Below are 14,152 nucleotides of genomic sequence, written 5' to 3'. Positions count from 1 at the left end.
TGCGCTCAGCCCAGGCTCGTGCCCTGCTTGAACAGGCCGACCTTCAGATCCTTCGCGCGATAGATAATCTGGTCATCGACCGAAAGCCATCCGTCGGCGATACCGAGCACTAGCTTTGAACGCATCACGCGCTTGATATCGATGTTGTACACAACCTTGCGGGCCTCCGGCAGCACCTGGCCGCTGAACTTCAGCTCATTCAGGCCAAGTGCGCGACCGCGACCTTCACCGCCGCTCCAGCCCAGATAAAAGCCGACCATTTGCCACAGCGCATCGAGCCCGAGGCAGCCGGGCATCACCGGATCGTTCTTGAAGTGGCAGCCGAAAAACCAGAGGTCGGGCTTCACGTCGAGCTCGGCGCGCACCACCCCCTTGCCGAATTCACCGCCGGTCTCGCTGATGTCCGTAATGCGGTCGAACATCAGCATCGGCGGCAGCGGCAATTGCGCATTGCCAGGGCCGAACATCTCGCCGCGGGCACATGCCAGCAGATCTTCATATTCGTAACCGTTGCGCCTGTTCAGCATGCGGAAGCCTTTGTGTTCAAACCCCGATTGAGCGGCGTTTCCGGCGAAAATGGGCCCCATCCTCTTCGAAAAGCAACATCTGTTGCCATTGTCAGACGAGAATACCGAAGGACCCGGATGGATAGCGAGCGGCCTTCAATGCCGGGCCGCGCCAAATCGGTTAAGCGGAACCGCGGGCTCTCTAACACAGGCTATTTCGGGTAGCAAAGCGCTCTCATGAAGGTAAAATGACGGGGGCCGGGCGCGGTTCCCCTGCTAATTAGAACCACTCTAGTTGCGAGAAACTTGCATCTGCATCTATCTCTCCATATATGTTTGAGAACCACAGTGTTCACGCGTGCCCGAAGCTGGAAATGAACGAAAATAACGCGCCCCATCGCGACGAAGAGGCCCACGCGGCGGCTCTTATGTCCGGCCGCCAGCCGGCTTTGACCGGTTGCCCGTGGCACGACGTCAACGAAATGCTCCAGTCCGCGGGGCTTCGTCCGACGCGCCAGCGCATGGCGCTCGGCTGGCTCCTGTTCGGCAAGGGTGCACGTCATCTCACGGCCGAAATGCTCTACGAAGAAGCGACGCTGGCCAAGGTGCCGGTCTCGCTGGCGACCGTCTACAACACGCTGAACCAGCTCACCGACGCCGGTCTGCTGCGTCAGGTCAGCGTCGACGGCACCAAGACCTATTTCGACACCAACGTCACGACCCACCATCACTACTACCTCGAGAACAGCCACGAGCTGGTCGACATCGAGGATCCGCATCTGGCGCTGTCCAAGATGCCGGAGGTGCCGGCGGGTTACGAGATCGCCCGCATCGACATGGTCGTACGGCTGCGCAAGAAGCGCTGAGCATCGAATCTCGCGTCGTCCCGGCGAAGGCCGGGACCCATACCGCGTGATTTATCGGTAGACACAGCTATCTGTACCGCGGGACGACTGTGTAACCACCAGTCTTCCTCAAACTACTGCGTGTGGTTATGGGTCCCGGCCTTCGCCGGGACGACAACCAGATCAGTTCACCTGCTCGTCCGAGTAGACGCCCCAGAGGCGCTCCTGCTGGATCCAGCCGTCAAAGCCGTTGCCGAGGACGTGACACCAGTTTGCGGTGCACTTCTTCACCTGGGTGACGACGCCGGCCTGGAGCCTGGCCGCAACCGCGCTGTCGGGATCGGCGCGATCGTAGATCGGCGCGAGGTCGTTCTTGTGCTTCATGGTGACGACAGCGGTACGGCGGCCCGACAGCAGCGAGTGATAGACCCAGCCCTCGGCGCCCTCGGAATCGCGGACCCGACGCCAGTTCTCGAACTCGGCGGTGATTTCGACCGGCAGGCCGGAGCGGGTGTAGACCCAGGCGACGTCATTGTCCTTGGTCGGGCCGGCGCGGACGTTGACGTGATCCGATTTCAGGCTGACGTAGCGCGGCACCGGGAGGCCCGAGGCCGTCTGAGGGGTGTTGTCCTTCGCCGAATGCCCGGGACTGACCGAAGCGCTCAACCAGGTGCAAACGAGCGCCATCACCGAACAAAAACGCCCCAACGCCATCAACCCGTCTCCTGTCGAAGGTCCGGCCGAGCCGGGCCCTCACCCCAAATTCCAAAACCAGGCCGCTGCCGCCCCTGACCCGCCGCACGCGGGTGTTCCCGAGCTCTTTGCCCGTGGTTCTTGTCTTGGCCCGGCCTTCTGCTAGAGAGGACGGACGTCTGAACAACCGGTTTGTCCCGATTTTCCGGCCGGAAATGTCGGGAGAGCTTGAAGGAAACGCCGGGGACGACACGGCAAAGGCAGTGTCGAACAACCGGGTTAATGAGGCCTCAACGGCCGGCCTTTGGTGACAGAGGCGGCTCGCAACGCCTCATGAGGGCAGGACATGTCGGTGAAGAAAAAGCCCCTCGTCGTGGTGACGCGCAAGCTTCCGGACTCGATTGAGACCCGGATGCGCGAGCTGTTCGACGCGCGGATCAATCTCGACGACGCGCCGATGTCGCCCGAGCAGATCGCGGAAGCCGCCCGCACCGCGGACGTGCTGGTTCCGACCGTGACCGATCACATCTCCGCCGACATCGTCAATCAGCCCGACTGCAGGCTGAAACTGATCGCGAATTTCGGCAACGGCGTCGACAACATCGATGTCGAGGCCGCGCATGCCCGCGGCATCACCGTCACCAACACGCCGAAAGTTCTGACCGAAGACACCGCCGACATGACCATGGCGCTGATCCTCGCCGTGCCCAGGCGGATGATCGAAGGCGCCTCGATCCTGACGGAAGGAAAACCCTGGCCGGGCTGGTCGCCGACCTGGATGCTCGGTCATCGCATCGGCGGAAAGCGCCTCGGCATCATCGGCATGGGCCGCATCGGCCAGGCGGTCGCACGCCGCGCCCGCGCCTTCGGCTTGCAGATCCACTATCACAACCGCCGGCCGGTGGCGCCGAAGATCGCGGAAGAGCTGGGCGCGACCTATTGGGAAAGCCTCGACCAGATGCTGGCGCGGATGGACATCATCTCCGTGAACTGTCCGCACACGCCGGCGACCTACCATCTGCTGTCGGCGCGCCGGCTGAAGCTGATCCGCAAGGACGCCTACATCGTCAACACCGCGCGCGGCGGGGTCACCGACGAGGACACGCTGATCAAGCTGATCGAAGGCGGCGAGATCGGCGGCGCCGGCCTCGATGTCTACGAGCACGAGCCCGCGGTGAACCCGAAGCTGGTGCGGCTCGCCAAGGCCGGCAAGGTGACGCTGCTGCCGCATATGGGCTCGGCCACGATCGAGGGCCGCGTCGAGATGGGCGAGAAGGTGATCATCAACATCCGCACCTTCCTCGACGCGCACAAGCCACCGGATCGCGTGCTGCCGAGCATGCTCTGAGAGTTCGGTGTCTCAGCGCGTTTCGCGCTTGCGCCTGTCGGCGACGAAATCGATGAAGGCCCGCAACGCCGGCGGCGTCTGGCGCCGGCTTGGATAATACAGGAACGGTCCGGAAAACGGCTCGCACCAATCCTGGAGCAGGCTGACCAGCGCGCCTGACTTCAGGGCTTCGCCGACATAACCATCAAGCGTCGCCCAGATACCGGCACCGTCGAGCGCAGCGCGCATGGAAAGACCCATGTTGGTCGAGATCAGCTTTGCAGGCGGATTGACCTTCACCAACTGACCGGCCTTCTCGAACTCCAGATCATGCATGACACCGCTGGAGTATCTGGCGCGGATGCAATCGTGGTCGAGCAGATCCTTCGGATGCTCAGGCTTGCCGCGGCGCGCGAGGTAATCGGGCGAAGCGACCACGACATAGCTCTGCGGGCCGCTCAGCGAGATCGCGACCATGTCCTGCGCGAGATGCTCGCCATAACGCACGCCGGCATCGAAGCCCGCGCTGACGATGTCCACGAACCCGCTCTCGGAGACAATGTCGAGGTCCACCTGCGGATAGTCCTTGAGGAACGGCCCGATCATCGGCGCCAGCACGAGATCGACCGCGGGCGGCGGCGCGTTGATGCGCAGCCGGCCCGAGGCCACTTCGCGCAGGCCGCGGACCTGATCCAGGGCGTCACCGACATCGCGCAGCGCCGGCGCCACGCGCGACAGCAGCAGCTCGCCTGCCTCGGTCAGGGCGACGCTGCGGGTGGTGCGGTTCATCAGGCGGACGCCGAGGCGCTCCTCCAGATCCCGAAGCCGCTGGCTAAGGCTCGACACCGACACACGAATTTCGACCGCCGCGCGCCGGAAATTGCGGGTGCGGGCAACCGCCACGAAGACGTCGAGATCACGCAGGTCGGGTTCAGCCATTGTTCGCTAATGTGAACAAGCCATTCTCGATTGTCCAGCTTATCGGCGCAATCGATCAGGCGCATATCAGGCCTCGTCACGCGGCGCAGTCAGCGCCTTTTCGAGGAGAGCCACCATGGAACAGCGCAAACTCGGTTCAACCGGTCCCACCGTCTCCGGTCTCGGTCTCGGGTGCATGGGCATGTCCGAGGTCTACGGCCCCGCCGATCGGGGCGAGAGCATCGCCACGATCCACGCGGCGCTGGATGCCGGCATCACCCTGGTCGACACCGGCGATTTCTACGCCATGGGCCACAATGAAATGCTGGTGCGCGAAGCGCTCAAGGACGTGCCGCGCGAAAAAGTGCAGATCAGCGTGAAATTCGGCGCGCTGCGCGGTCCTGCCGGCGAATTCACCGGCATGGACACGAGGCCGGCCGCAACGAGGAACTTCCTCGCCTATTCGCTGCAGCGGCTCGGCACCGACTACATCGACATCTACCGTCCAGCGCGGCTCGATCCCAACATCCCGATCGAGGAGACCATCGGCGGAATCGCCGATCTCGTGAAGGCCGGCTACGTCAAACATATCGGCCTGTCCGAGGTTGGCTCCGACACCATCCGCCGCGCGCATGCCGTGCACCCGATCGCCGATCTCCAGATCGAATATTCGCTGATCGAGCGCGGCATCGAACGCGACATCCTGAAGACCTGCCGCGAGCTCGGCATCGGCATCACGGCTTACGGCGTGCTGGCGCGCGGCCTGATCAGCGGCCACTGGTCGAAAGACGCCGGCAAGACAGGCAAGGACTACCGGCTGATGACGCCGCGCTTCCAGGGATCGAATCTCGATGCCAATCTCGCGTTGGTGGAGCAGCTGCGCGCTATCGCCGCCGAGATTGGTGCGACGCCGGCGCAGGTCGCGATCGCCTGGGTGGCGGCGCAAGGGAAAGAGATCGTGCCGCTGGTCGGCGCCCGCACCCGCAACCGGCTCAGCGAGGCACTTGGTGCGGCCAAGGTCACTCTGACGCCGGCTCATCTCGCGGTGCTGGCAAAGGCATTCCCGCCCGATGTCGCCGCCGGTACGCGTTACGCGGCCGAGCAGATGGCGCATCTCGACAGCGAGAAGCCGGCCACAATTTAACGGCTGCGATCAGGGCGATGGGCGCTCAAGTCGGTCACGACCGGCCCATCGCCATTGAGCGGATTCGCCGGATCGCGCGCGTAACGCAGCGTCTCGAAGCGCATCGCGCGCGCATCGATCATCAGGAGGCGGCCAACCAGGCCGTCGCCAAAGCCGACGATCTCGCGGATCGCCTCCAGCGCCATCATCGAGCCCATCACGCCCGCGAGCGCGCCCATGACGCCGGCTTCCGCGCACGCCGGCACGGTCCCGGGCGGCGGCGCCTCCGGGAACAGGCAGCGATAGGTCGGATTGAACTCGCCCTGCTCGTTCTTCTCATGGGCGCGGATGGTGGTCAGCGAACCATCGAAGGTGCCGAGCGCCGCCGTGATCAGCGGTCTCTTGGCGAAGAAGCAGGCGTCCGAGGCCAGATAGCGGGTCGAGAAATTGTCGGAGCCGTCGAGCACGAGGTCATAGTCGCCGATCAGCGACAGCGCATTGTCGGCATTGAGCCAGGTGGCGTGGCCGACGAAGCGGACATGCGGATTGAGCGCCGTGATCCGTTCGGCCGCGCTCTCGACCTTGTGCCGGCCGATATCGGGCGTGGTGTGAATGACCTGGCGCTGGAGGTTCGATAGCGACACCACATCGTCATCGACCACGCCGAGCGTGCCGATCCCTGCCGCAGCCAGATACATCAGGGCCGGCGCGCCGAGCCCGCCAGCGCCGATCACCAGCACGGAGGCCCGCTTCAGCGCAGCCTGGCCGGGGCCACCGACATCGCGCAGCACAATATGGCGGGCATAACGTTCGAGTTCGTCCGGGCTCAGCATCGTTATCCTTCCAGATCCTCCCCTCATGGTGAGGAGCTAGACCTCTCCTGCCGGTCTGAACCACCGCAACATTGTTCGCGACCAACGAGATGTGCTTCAATGGCATTGCGTTCAATGGGCTGGCTGGATTTGTCATGAGATCGATGCTTGCGGCAACACTGATGTTTGCGGCTGCGACAGGCGCGAACGCCCAGATGACGACACCGCAGATTCCCGGCACCAAGCCGAAGCCGGTCCAGACCGTTCCGATCCGGCCTCCTGCGTTGCAGACGCCGGCTGCGACGGCCGATGCCATGGCGCAGGCGGAGCGGCTGTCGCTGCAGTCCGACCTCGCCTGGGTCGGCCAATATAACGGCGCCATCACCGGCGACGTCAGCGCGCGCCTGGTCGAGGCAATCAAGGAGTATCAGAAGGCCAAGGGCGGCAAGCCGACTGGCGTGCTCAATCCGCAGGAACGCGCCGCGCTCGCCGAGACCGCGCGCCGCAAGCAGGAGAGCGTCGGCTGGAAGATCGTGACGGAGATGACCAGCGGCGCGCGGCTTGGCATTCCCTCAAAACTGGTGCCACAGCAGGCGACCGACGCAACCGGCTCGAAATGGACCTCGCCGACCGGCACGGTGCAGGTGCTGCTCAGCCGCCGCAAGGAGACGAACCCGACCACCGCCAAGCTTGCCGAAGCGGAGAAGAAGGAGCCGGGTCGCAAGGTCGACTACACCGTGGTGAAGCCCGACTTCTTCGTGCTGTCGGGTTTGCAGGGCCTCAAGAAATTTTACGTGCGCGGCACCTCTAGGGGCGATGAAGTCCGCATCATGACGATCCTCTACGATCAGGCGACCGAGAACACGGTCGAGCCGGTCGTGATCGCGATGTCGAGCGCGTTCAATGCATTTCCGTCGGGACCACAGGCCGGGCCGCCGCCACGCAAGACCGTCGAATATGGCACCGGACTCGTCGTCAGCGACGATGGCGCGATCGTCACCGACCGCCTCGTCACTGATTCCTGTCTCGCAATCACGGTCGCCGGCTACGGCGGTGCCGACCGCCTCGCCGAGGACCGGGAACACGACCTCGCGCTGCTACATATCTACGGCGCCCGCGGCCTGAAGCCGTTCAGCCTCGCCGCCGGCGCGGCGAAGACGGGTGTCGATATCATCGGTATCGCGGATCCGCAGAGCCAGGGCGGAGCCGCCGTTGCGTCGAGCCTCAAGGCCGCGCTGGCATCCGTCGGTGGCGGCGATTCCCCGCTCTCACCGCCGCCCGCGGTCGGATTTTCCGGCAGCGCCGCCATCGACGGCGACGGCAAGTTCGCCGGCCTCGCACTGTTGAAGCCGGCGATGGTTGCGGGCCCCGCGACATCGGTGCCGGCGTCGCAGGCAATCATGGTCTCTGCGGAGACGGTGCGCGATTTCCTGAAGGCGAACGCCGTCAGCGCGAACGGCACCTCGACGGATGCGAAAGCCGCCGTCGTGCGTGTGATCTGCGTGCGCAAGTAACTCTCCTGTCCCGGGCGCGATGCGGCATGAAATGCCGCGCCGCTGAACCAGGATCCGTGCATCCACACCGCATGCAACAAGTCGTGGGCCCGGCTCTGGCAGCGCACCGCTGAAGAAGCGCTGCGCTGCGTCGGGGGCACGCGATCTAGCTCAGCCTGAACCTGATACCGGCCTTCGCGAGGCCGCCGGAAATCCCGATCGGCGTGCCGTCTGCACGCCAGCAAGCGGCGCCACTCATGGTGCCGTCGTCATTGAAGGCGATGCCGTTCATGCCGCCGGCGACCGTCGCCACAGGCTGCACCTTGTGGCCGAGGCTCTCGAGCTTCGCGCGCACGCCCTCCGGCACCTTCTGCTCGACTTCGAGTGCATTGCCCTCGGTCCAGACCCGCGGCGCCTCGACTGCTTCCTGCAAGCTCATATCGTGGTCGATCAGATTGACCAGCGCCTGCATCGCACTCGGGAAGATTCGTTTTCCTCCGGGCAAGCCCAGCGCGTAGCGCAGCTTGCCGTCACGCAGCGCCATCATCGGCGACATCGAGGTCGTCACCCGCTTGCCCGGCGCCAGCGACAGGGCGTGGCCTGGACGCGGATCGAACAGGTTCATGTAGTTGTTGGCGATGGCGCCGAGGCCCGGGATCATGATCTTGGCGCCGAACAGATTGTTGATGGTCTGCGTGGTCGCAACCACGTTGCCGAACGCATCGGCCGCCGTCATGTGCGTGGTGTGAGCGCCTTCAAGCTGCGACACGCCGGCGCCCCAGCTCTGCGCCCGCGCCGGATCGATCGCAGCGCGGCGTTCCTCGGCATAAGCTTTTGAGGTCAGCCGCTCCACGGGGACGCCGACATAATCAGGATCGCCGCTGGCCGCGGCGCGATCGGCGAATGCGATCTTCAGGACCTCGGCGAGATAGTGGATCGTTTCCGGCGTGCCGAAGCCAAGGCTACCGATGTCGTAACCCTCCAGGATGTTCAGCATCTGCGCGATATGCACGCCGGAGGCCGCGGGCGGCGGCGGGCCAAAGATGGTCCAGCGGCGGTAATCGGCGCGAATCGGCTGGCGTTCGACGGTCTTGTAACTGGTGAGATCGTTGCGTCGGATGAATCCGCCGGCCTTTTCCATGTAGTCGACGAGGATGTCGCCAAGCGGCCCCTCATAGAGCGCCTGCTCACCGTGGTCGGCGATATGCCGCAAGGTCTCTGCATATTCGGCCTGCACCACGCGCTCGCCGATCTTGAGCGGCTCGTCGTCTGGCAGATAGATCGCCGCGATCGGCTTGTCCTTGCGCATCTCGGCGGCGCTCTCGCTGATGCATTCGTGCAGATAGGGTGTCGCCGCATAGCCGCGCGCGGCGTGCTTGATCGCGGGCTGCATGACGTCGACAAGGCTCATGGTGCCGAAGCGCCGCAGCGTCTCGCACCAGGCTTTCAGCGAACCCGGTGTAGCGACCGCCTTTGGGCCGTTGAGATTTTCATTGCCGACGGTGTCGAACACGTCATGCGCGGAACCCGGCGTGGGGATGTAGCTAGTGTCAAGCACCGCCCCGGGCACGGTGCTCTGCCCGTCGATGAAACGATGGCTGCCGTCGGCGAGCCGGATGTGCGCCATGCCACCGCCGATGATGCCAACCATCATCGGCTCGACCACGGTCAGCGTGAATAGGGTCGCGATCGCGGCCTCGATGGCGTTGCCGCCGGCGGCCAGCATCTCCGCGCCGGCGCTCGAGGCCAGTGGATGGTTGCTGACCACCATGCCGCGGCTCGATACCGCGGGCATCTTCTGGCATTCAAAATTCGTCGTCGTCCGGTCGCGCCAGTTTCCGCCCATGCCGCTTGTCCCTATTTATTCGCGACGGCAAGCACAGCACACGTACGAGTACGGGTCCAGTAATGGTACGGATTCGCTGGTATTCCCGATTCCGCCATCATCGTTACTGCTGATTCGGACCTCCGCGATCCCCTTTGGATCGGGCCGGCACGTCCTGAGCGAGAAGAGCTCAGCATCGAGATCGATGCACGTTCGCGTGGCGTTATCCCGAGACCCAAGCACTCCAAAGGATTGATCTTCAATGCACACGATCGTACTGGCCACCCAAAAGGGTGGCAGCGGGAAGAGCACGCTCGCCGTCGGCCTCGCGCTGGCAGCCAAGCAGGCCGGCTTCACCGTCCGCCTGATCGAAACCGACCCGCAGGGCACACTGTCCAACTGGCAGCGCCGCCGCACTACAGATGATCTCGTCGTCGAGCCGATCTATCACGCCGCCAACATCGAGCCGCGCCTGAAGATGCTGGCCGACAGCGGCCTCCAGCTCGCGATCGTCGATACCGCCGCCGGCCTAAGCGCCGCGACCACCGCTGCGATCCGCCATTGCGACCTCTGCCTGATCCCGGCCCGCCCGAGTGCTGCCGACATCGAGGCGACCATTTCGACGCTGAGCGTGGCGCGCGCCTGGAAGCGGCCTTACAGCTTCGTGCTGAACCAGACGCCGATCCGCGGCCAGCGCATCGATAACGCTGCCAACACCCTCGCCGAGGAAGCAGCCCTCGATCTCGCCGAGGTGCTCGCGCGTCCCCTGATCGTGATGCGCAACGACCACCAGGATTCGCTCGCAAGCGGCCTTGCGGTCAGCGAGTTTGCGCCGAACGGCAAATCGACCGAGGAGATCCGCGGCCTTTGGCATTGGATCGAGACCCGGCTCGAGCTCGCCGCCCCCACCAATGTCTTGATCGACCAGGTTATCGCGGCCGCGGACGGAATGTTGCACGTCGCCGCCGAGCTTGCGGCCGACGAGACCACGACACTGGCGTCCTGAGCGGGCAATCGCTCAGACGGCAGCCGGCCCTTCACCATCCGGAAGGACCTTAGCGACGAAGCAATCCGGCCACCAGCCCGGCCGGATTGCTTCGCTTCGCGCTTGTGAGAACGCTCTATCGTGCCGTCATTGCGAGGAGCCCTTGCGACGAAGCAATCCAGATTGTTTCGTCGGAAAGATTCTGGCTTGCTTCGCTGCGCTCGCAATGACGATCGTGGTGGGCTCGTCATCCTCGCAGAAGCTCGCGGCCTCTGGGTTACGAGCCTGATTTTCACTTCTGACATTTCGGACACCAGAAGGTCGACCGGCCGTTCTGCGTAAAACGCTTCACTGTGCCGCCGCATCGCGGCGTGCTGCATTTCTCGCCCTCGCGGTCATAGACCTTGAACGAGTGCTGGAAATAGCCGAGCTCGCCGGAGGTCTGACGGTGGTCGCGCAATGATGATCCGCCGGCCTTGATCGCGTCATTCAACACGGTGTGGATCGCGCCGACCAATCGCTTTGCGTGGTCCGTCGTCTCGCCCTTTTTTGTCGACAGCGTCGCGGCGATCCGGCGCGGCGACAGATGCGAACGATGCAGGGCTTCGCAGACATAGATATTGCCGAGCCCGGCGACCACGCGCTGATCGAGCAGCGCGGCTTTCAGGCTCGTGGTCTTGCCGGCGCAGGACCGCGCCAGCATCGCGGCGTCGAATTCGTTGCCGAGCGGCTCGGGGCCGAGCCCGCGCAGCAGCGGCTCCTCGTCAAGGGCACTGCGCGCGATCACTTTCATGTAGCCGAAGCGGCGCGGATCGTTGAAGATGATGTCGGCGCCGGAGGACATCCGAAACAGCACGTGATCGTGCGTGGAGTCCTTGGCTCGCGGATAGTGAAACTCGCCGGGCGCCGCCTCGTTGTCCGGCTTGATGACGCGAAACGAGCCTGACATGCCCAGATGCATCAACAGCACGTCGCCGGAGGCGAGATCGGCCATGAGATATTTTGCACGGCGCCCGAGCCCGGTGACGACCTGCCCCTTCAGTCGGGCCACGAAATCCGGCTGGAAGGGAAAGCGCAAATCCGGCCTGCGGGCCTCCGCGACGAGGATTTTCGCACCCTCCATGACAGGCTGAAGGCCGCGGCGGACGGTCTCGACTTCGGGCAATTCGGGCATGGTCAGGCATTCACCTTATCAGGGCGGTGTGATAGCGCCATTGCGGCGGGCGCGCTATGGTCCGCCTCGTGGAGTAGAGTAATGGATCGGCCGGGCGAAACCACGCATTTTGGCTTCAGGGACGTTCCCCTGGGCGACAAGCAGACGCTGGTGAACGATGTGTTTCACAGGGTGGCGTCGCGCTATGATTTGATGAACGATTTGATGTCCGGCGGACTGCACCGGGTCTGGAAGGACATCATGATCACCGCGCTCGACCCACCACGAGGCGACCGGCCGTTCGCGCTGCTCGACGTTGCCGGCGGCACCGGCGACATCTCGTTCCGCGCCGCCAAGGCCGCAGGAGCGGGCTTCCGTGCCATCGTCTGCGACATCAACACCGAGATGCTGGCGGTGGGCCGCGAGCGTGCCGCAAAGCGGCATCTCGATACCCGGGTCGATTTCGTCGAGGGTAATGCCGAAGCGCTCGCCTTCGCCGATCGCAGCTTCGACGCATATACGATCGCTTTCGGCATTCGCAACGTGCCGCGGATCGATCTCGCACTGGCCGAGGCCTATCGCGTGCTCAAACCAGGCAGCCGCTTCCTCTGTCTGGAATTCTCCACCGTCGAGATGCCCGGGCTCGACCGCCTTTATGACCTGTTCTCGTTCAAGGTGATCCCGCCGCTCGGCCGCATGATCACGGGTGACGCCGAGTCCTACCAATATCTGGTCGAGTCGATCCGCAAATTCCCAAGACCCAACGCCTTCGCCGACATGATCCGCGACGCCGGCTTCGCCCGCGTGAACTGGCAGATATTGTCCGGCGGCATCGTCGCACTGCATTCGGGCTGGCGTTTGTGATCTCTGCCATAACCCATAGTGCGCGCCTGATGCGCGCCGCGTTCGTATTCGCGCGCGAGGGCGTGTTCGGCGCCGTCGATCCGAGCCTGGTGCCGCCGCACGGACAGCTCGCGCTGAAACTTGCGCGCCTGATCGAGCGGCGCGGTCCCAAGCATGGCCCGCGGCTGTCGCGCGCGCTTACCCGGATGGGCCCGGCATATCTCAAACTCGGACAATTTCTGGCGACCCGCCCCGACGTCGTCGGCGTCCTCATGGCGCGCGACCTTGAGAGCCTTCAGGACCGCCTGCCGCCGTTCTCGCAAGCCGAAGCGGAAGTTGCGATCGCGACCTCGCTGGAACGGCCGCTGACCGATGTGTTCGCGAGCCTTAGTGCGCCGGTCGCAGCCGCCTCGATCGCACAGGTGCATCGCGGCGAAGTCGTGCGCGACGGCATCCGCAAGGCCGTCGCCGTGAAAGTGCTGCGCCCCAACGTGGCCGCACGCTTCCGCCGCGACCTCTCCGACTTCTTTTTCGTCGCACACAAGGCCGAATCCTATTCGTCCGAGGCGCGGCGCCTGCGCCTCATCGAGGTCATCAACACCATGTCGCGTTCGGTCGCGATGGAGATGGACCTGCGCCTCGAGGCCGCGGCGCTGTCGGAGATGGCGGAGAACACGCGCGACGATCCTGATTTCCGCGTGCCGACCGTGGATTGGGACCGTACCACGCATAACGTGCTGACCATGGAGTGGATCGACGGCATCGCGCTGAACGATCACAAGCGCCTCGCAGAGTCGCAGGTCGACCTGCCCGATCTCGGCCGCAAGGTGATTCAAAGCTTCCTGCGCCACGCGTTGCGCGACGGCTTTTTCCATGCCGACATGCATCCGGGCAATCTGTTCCTGGATGACGCGGGTCGCCTCGTCGCGGTTGATTTCGGCATCATGGGCCGGCTCGGAATGAAGGAGCGGCGCTTCCTCGCCGAAATCCTGCTCGGCTTCATCACCCGCGACTATCGCCGCGTCGCGGAAGTGCATTTCGAAGCGGGTTACGTGCCCGCGCATCACTCGGTCGAGAACTTCGCGCAAGCGATCCGCGCCATCGGCGAGCCCATTCACAACCGCACGGCGGAAGAGATCTCGATGGCGCGGCTGCTGACGCTGCTGCTCGAGGTCACCGGCCTGTTCGACATGACCACGCGGCCCGAGCTGATCCTGCTGCAGAAGACCATGGTGGTGGTCGAGGGCGTGGCGCGCGGCTTCGATCCCAAGCTCGACATCTGGAAGGTCGCCGACCCCGTGGTGCGGGAATGGATTGAGCGCAATCTCGGACCGATCGGCCGGGTCCAGGGCGCGATTGCGGGGGGCGGCGATCTCGCGCGCATCCTGATGCGTCTGCCCGACATCGCCGAGCGCTCGGTTGCGGTGCTCGAGCAGCTCGAGACCATGACGCGGGATGGCATCCGGCTGTCGCCGGAGAGCATCGCGGCGATGGGCCGCAGTGAGGGTCGCAAGAACCGTTGGCGCACCGTGGCGCTTTGGATCATCGCTGCGACCTTCATCGGCATCCTGATCGCCGTCCGGAATCTTTGATTGCAGTGCAATCATACAAATGATAGCATCGCTATCA

Annotated in this window: 13 protein-coding genes; 7 read left to right on the top strand and 6 right to left on the bottom strand. The window is 64.4% G+C overall.

What is annotated here, in order from left to right:
• Positions 1 to 5 precede the first annotated feature (5 nt).
• Complete coding sequence (fabA, locus tag AC0L3P_RS29110) at positions 6 to 527, bottom strand: bifunctional 3-hydroxydecanoyl-ACP dehydratase/trans-2-decenoyl-ACP isomerase (protein WP_007603915.1); 522 nt, start codon at positions 525 to 527, stop codon at positions 6 to 8.
• A gap of 353 nt (positions 528 to 880) precedes the next feature.
• On the opposite strand from fabA, the gene irrA reads away from it, so the two are divergent.
• Entirely contained in the window at positions 881 to 1,372 is a 492-nt protein-coding gene (gene irrA, locus AC0L3P_RS29105; RefSeq protein ID WP_018455787.1) for an iron response transcriptional regulator IrrA, read from the top strand.
• Positions 1,373 to 1,534: 162 nt separating this feature from the next.
• Here irrA and AC0L3P_RS29100 read toward each other — a convergent pair whose 3' ends face one another.
• A complete protein-coding gene (locus AC0L3P_RS29100) occupies positions 1,535 to 2,065 on the bottom strand; it encodes an SH3 domain-containing protein (protein WP_473307236.1) in 531 nt (176 codons plus the stop codon).
• 325 nt (positions 2,066 to 2,390) lie between these two features.
• Between AC0L3P_RS29100 and AC0L3P_RS29095 the strand changes: the two genes are divergently transcribed.
• The gene (locus tag AC0L3P_RS29095; protein WP_007598360.1) at positions 2,391 to 3,392 is read left to right on the top strand and encodes a 2-hydroxyacid dehydrogenase; all 1,002 of its coding nucleotides are present in this window, start codon (positions 2,391 to 2,393) and stop codon (positions 3,390 to 3,392) included.
• A gap of 12 nt (positions 3,393 to 3,404) precedes the next feature.
• On the opposite strand, the gene AC0L3P_RS29090 is transcribed toward AC0L3P_RS29095, so the two are convergent.
• Positions 3,405 to 4,310, bottom strand: coding sequence for a LysR family transcriptional regulator (locus AC0L3P_RS29090; RefSeq protein ID WP_354129860.1), 906 nt, complete (start codon positions 4,308 to 4,310; stop codon positions 3,405 to 3,407).
• Positions 4,311 to 4,425: 115 nt separating this feature from the next.
• Here AC0L3P_RS29090 and AC0L3P_RS29085 point away from each other — a divergent pair, with 115 nt between their 5' ends.
• Positions 4,426 to 5,433, top strand: coding sequence for an aldo/keto reductase (locus AC0L3P_RS29085; protein ID WP_354064382.1), 1,008 nt, complete (start codon positions 4,426 to 4,428; stop codon positions 5,431 to 5,433).
• On the opposite strand, the gene AC0L3P_RS29080 is transcribed toward AC0L3P_RS29085, so the two are convergent.
• Positions 5,430 to 6,245 (bottom strand): HesA/MoeB/ThiF family protein, encoded by an 816-nt coding sequence (locus AC0L3P_RS29080; protein WP_354064380.1) that lies wholly within the window; start codon positions 6,243 to 6,245, stop codon positions 5,430 to 5,432. The genes AC0L3P_RS29085 and AC0L3P_RS29080 overlap by 4 nt on opposite strands.
• Before the next feature lie 134 nt (positions 6,246 to 6,379).
• Here AC0L3P_RS29080 and AC0L3P_RS29075 point away from each other — a divergent pair, with 134 nt between their 5' ends.
• Complete coding sequence (locus tag AC0L3P_RS29075) at positions 6,380 to 7,738, top strand: serine protease (protein ID WP_473307232.1); 1,359 nt, start codon at positions 6,380 to 6,382, stop codon at positions 7,736 to 7,738.
• A gap of 145 nt (positions 7,739 to 7,883) precedes the next feature.
• Here AC0L3P_RS29075 and ggt read toward each other — a convergent pair whose 3' ends face one another.
• Positions 7,884 to 9,563, bottom strand: coding sequence for a gamma-glutamyltransferase (gene ggt, locus AC0L3P_RS29070; RefSeq protein ID WP_473307230.1), 1,680 nt, complete (start codon positions 9,561 to 9,563; stop codon positions 7,884 to 7,886).
• A 241-nt stretch (positions 9,564 to 9,804) separates the two neighbouring features.
• Between ggt and AC0L3P_RS29065 the strand changes: the two genes are divergently transcribed.
• The gene (locus tag AC0L3P_RS29065; RefSeq protein WP_473307228.1) at positions 9,805 to 10,548 is read left to right on the top strand and encodes a nucleotide-binding protein; all 744 of its coding nucleotides are present in this window, start codon (positions 9,805 to 9,807) and stop codon (positions 10,546 to 10,548) included.
• A gap of 271 nt (positions 10,549 to 10,819) precedes the next feature.
• On the opposite strand, the gene mutM is transcribed toward AC0L3P_RS29065, so the two are convergent.
• Positions 10,820 to 11,701 (bottom strand): bifunctional DNA-formamidopyrimidine glycosylase/DNA-(apurinic or apyrimidinic site) lyase, encoded by an 882-nt coding sequence (gene mutM, locus AC0L3P_RS29060; RefSeq protein WP_275168811.1) that lies wholly within the window; start codon positions 11,699 to 11,701, stop codon positions 10,820 to 10,822.
• Positions 11,702 to 11,782: 81 nt separating this feature from the next.
• Here mutM and ubiE point away from each other — a divergent pair, with 81 nt between their 5' ends.
• Complete coding sequence (gene ubiE, locus AC0L3P_RS29055) at positions 11,783 to 12,544, top strand: bifunctional demethylmenaquinone methyltransferase/2-methoxy-6-polyprenyl-1,4-benzoquinol methylase UbiE (RefSeq protein WP_473307225.1); 762 nt, start codon at positions 11,783 to 11,785, stop codon at positions 12,542 to 12,544.
• Positions 12,541 to 14,115: a 2-polyprenylphenol 6-hydroxylase gene (gene ubiB, locus AC0L3P_RS29050; RefSeq protein WP_354064367.1), complete on the top strand. Its 1,575-nt coding sequence runs from the start codon at positions 12,541 to 12,543 to the stop codon at positions 14,113 to 14,115. Before ubiE ends, ubiB begins: the two co-directional genes overlap by 4 nt.
• Positions 14,116 to 14,152: the final 37 nt, after the last annotated feature.

The sequence above is a fragment of the Bradyrhizobium sp. WSM4874 genome, from assembly GCF_055811835.1.
This window is presented reverse-complemented; position numbering and strand designations above follow the sequence as displayed.

Bases quoted from the DNA above. Each gene is read 5' to 3' on its own strand.
- fabA (WP_007603915.1), bottom strand. From the start codon at position 527: ATGCTGAACAGGCGCAACGGTTACGAATATGAAGATCTGCTGGCATGT.
- irrA (WP_018455787.1), top strand. From the start codon at position 881: ATGAACGAAAATAACGCGCCCCATCGCGACGAAGAGGCCCACGCGGCG.
- AC0L3P_RS29100 (WP_473307236.1), bottom strand. From the start codon at position 2,065: ATGGCGTTGGGGCGTTTTTGTTCGGTGATGGCGCTCGTTTGCACCTGG.
- AC0L3P_RS29095 (WP_007598360.1), top strand. From the start codon at position 2,391: ATGTCGGTGAAGAAAAAGCCCCTCGTCGTGGTGACGCGCAAGCTTCCG.
- AC0L3P_RS29090 (WP_354129860.1), bottom strand. From the start codon at position 4,310: ATGGCTGAACCCGACCTGCGTGATCTCGACGTCTTCGTGGCGGTTGCC.
- AC0L3P_RS29085 (WP_354064382.1), top strand. From the start codon at position 4,426: ATGGAACAGCGCAAACTCGGTTCAACCGGTCCCACCGTCTCCGGTCTC.
- AC0L3P_RS29080 (WP_354064380.1), bottom strand. From the start codon at position 6,245: ATGCTGAGCCCGGACGAACTCGAACGTTATGCCCGCCATATTGTGCTG.
- AC0L3P_RS29075 (WP_473307232.1), top strand. From the start codon at position 6,380: ATGAGATCGATGCTTGCGGCAACACTGATGTTTGCGGCTGCGACAGGC.
- ggt (WP_473307230.1), bottom strand. From the start codon at position 9,563: ATGGGCGGAAACTGGCGCGACCGGACGACGACGAATTTTGAATGCCAG.
- AC0L3P_RS29065 (WP_473307228.1), top strand. From the start codon at position 9,805: ATGCACACGATCGTACTGGCCACCCAAAAGGGTGGCAGCGGGAAGAGC.
- mutM (WP_275168811.1), bottom strand. From the start codon at position 11,701: ATGCCCGAATTGCCCGAAGTCGAGACCGTCCGCCGCGGCCTTCAGCCT.
- ubiE (WP_473307225.1), top strand. From the start codon at position 11,783: ATGGATCGGCCGGGCGAAACCACGCATTTTGGCTTCAGGGACGTTCCC.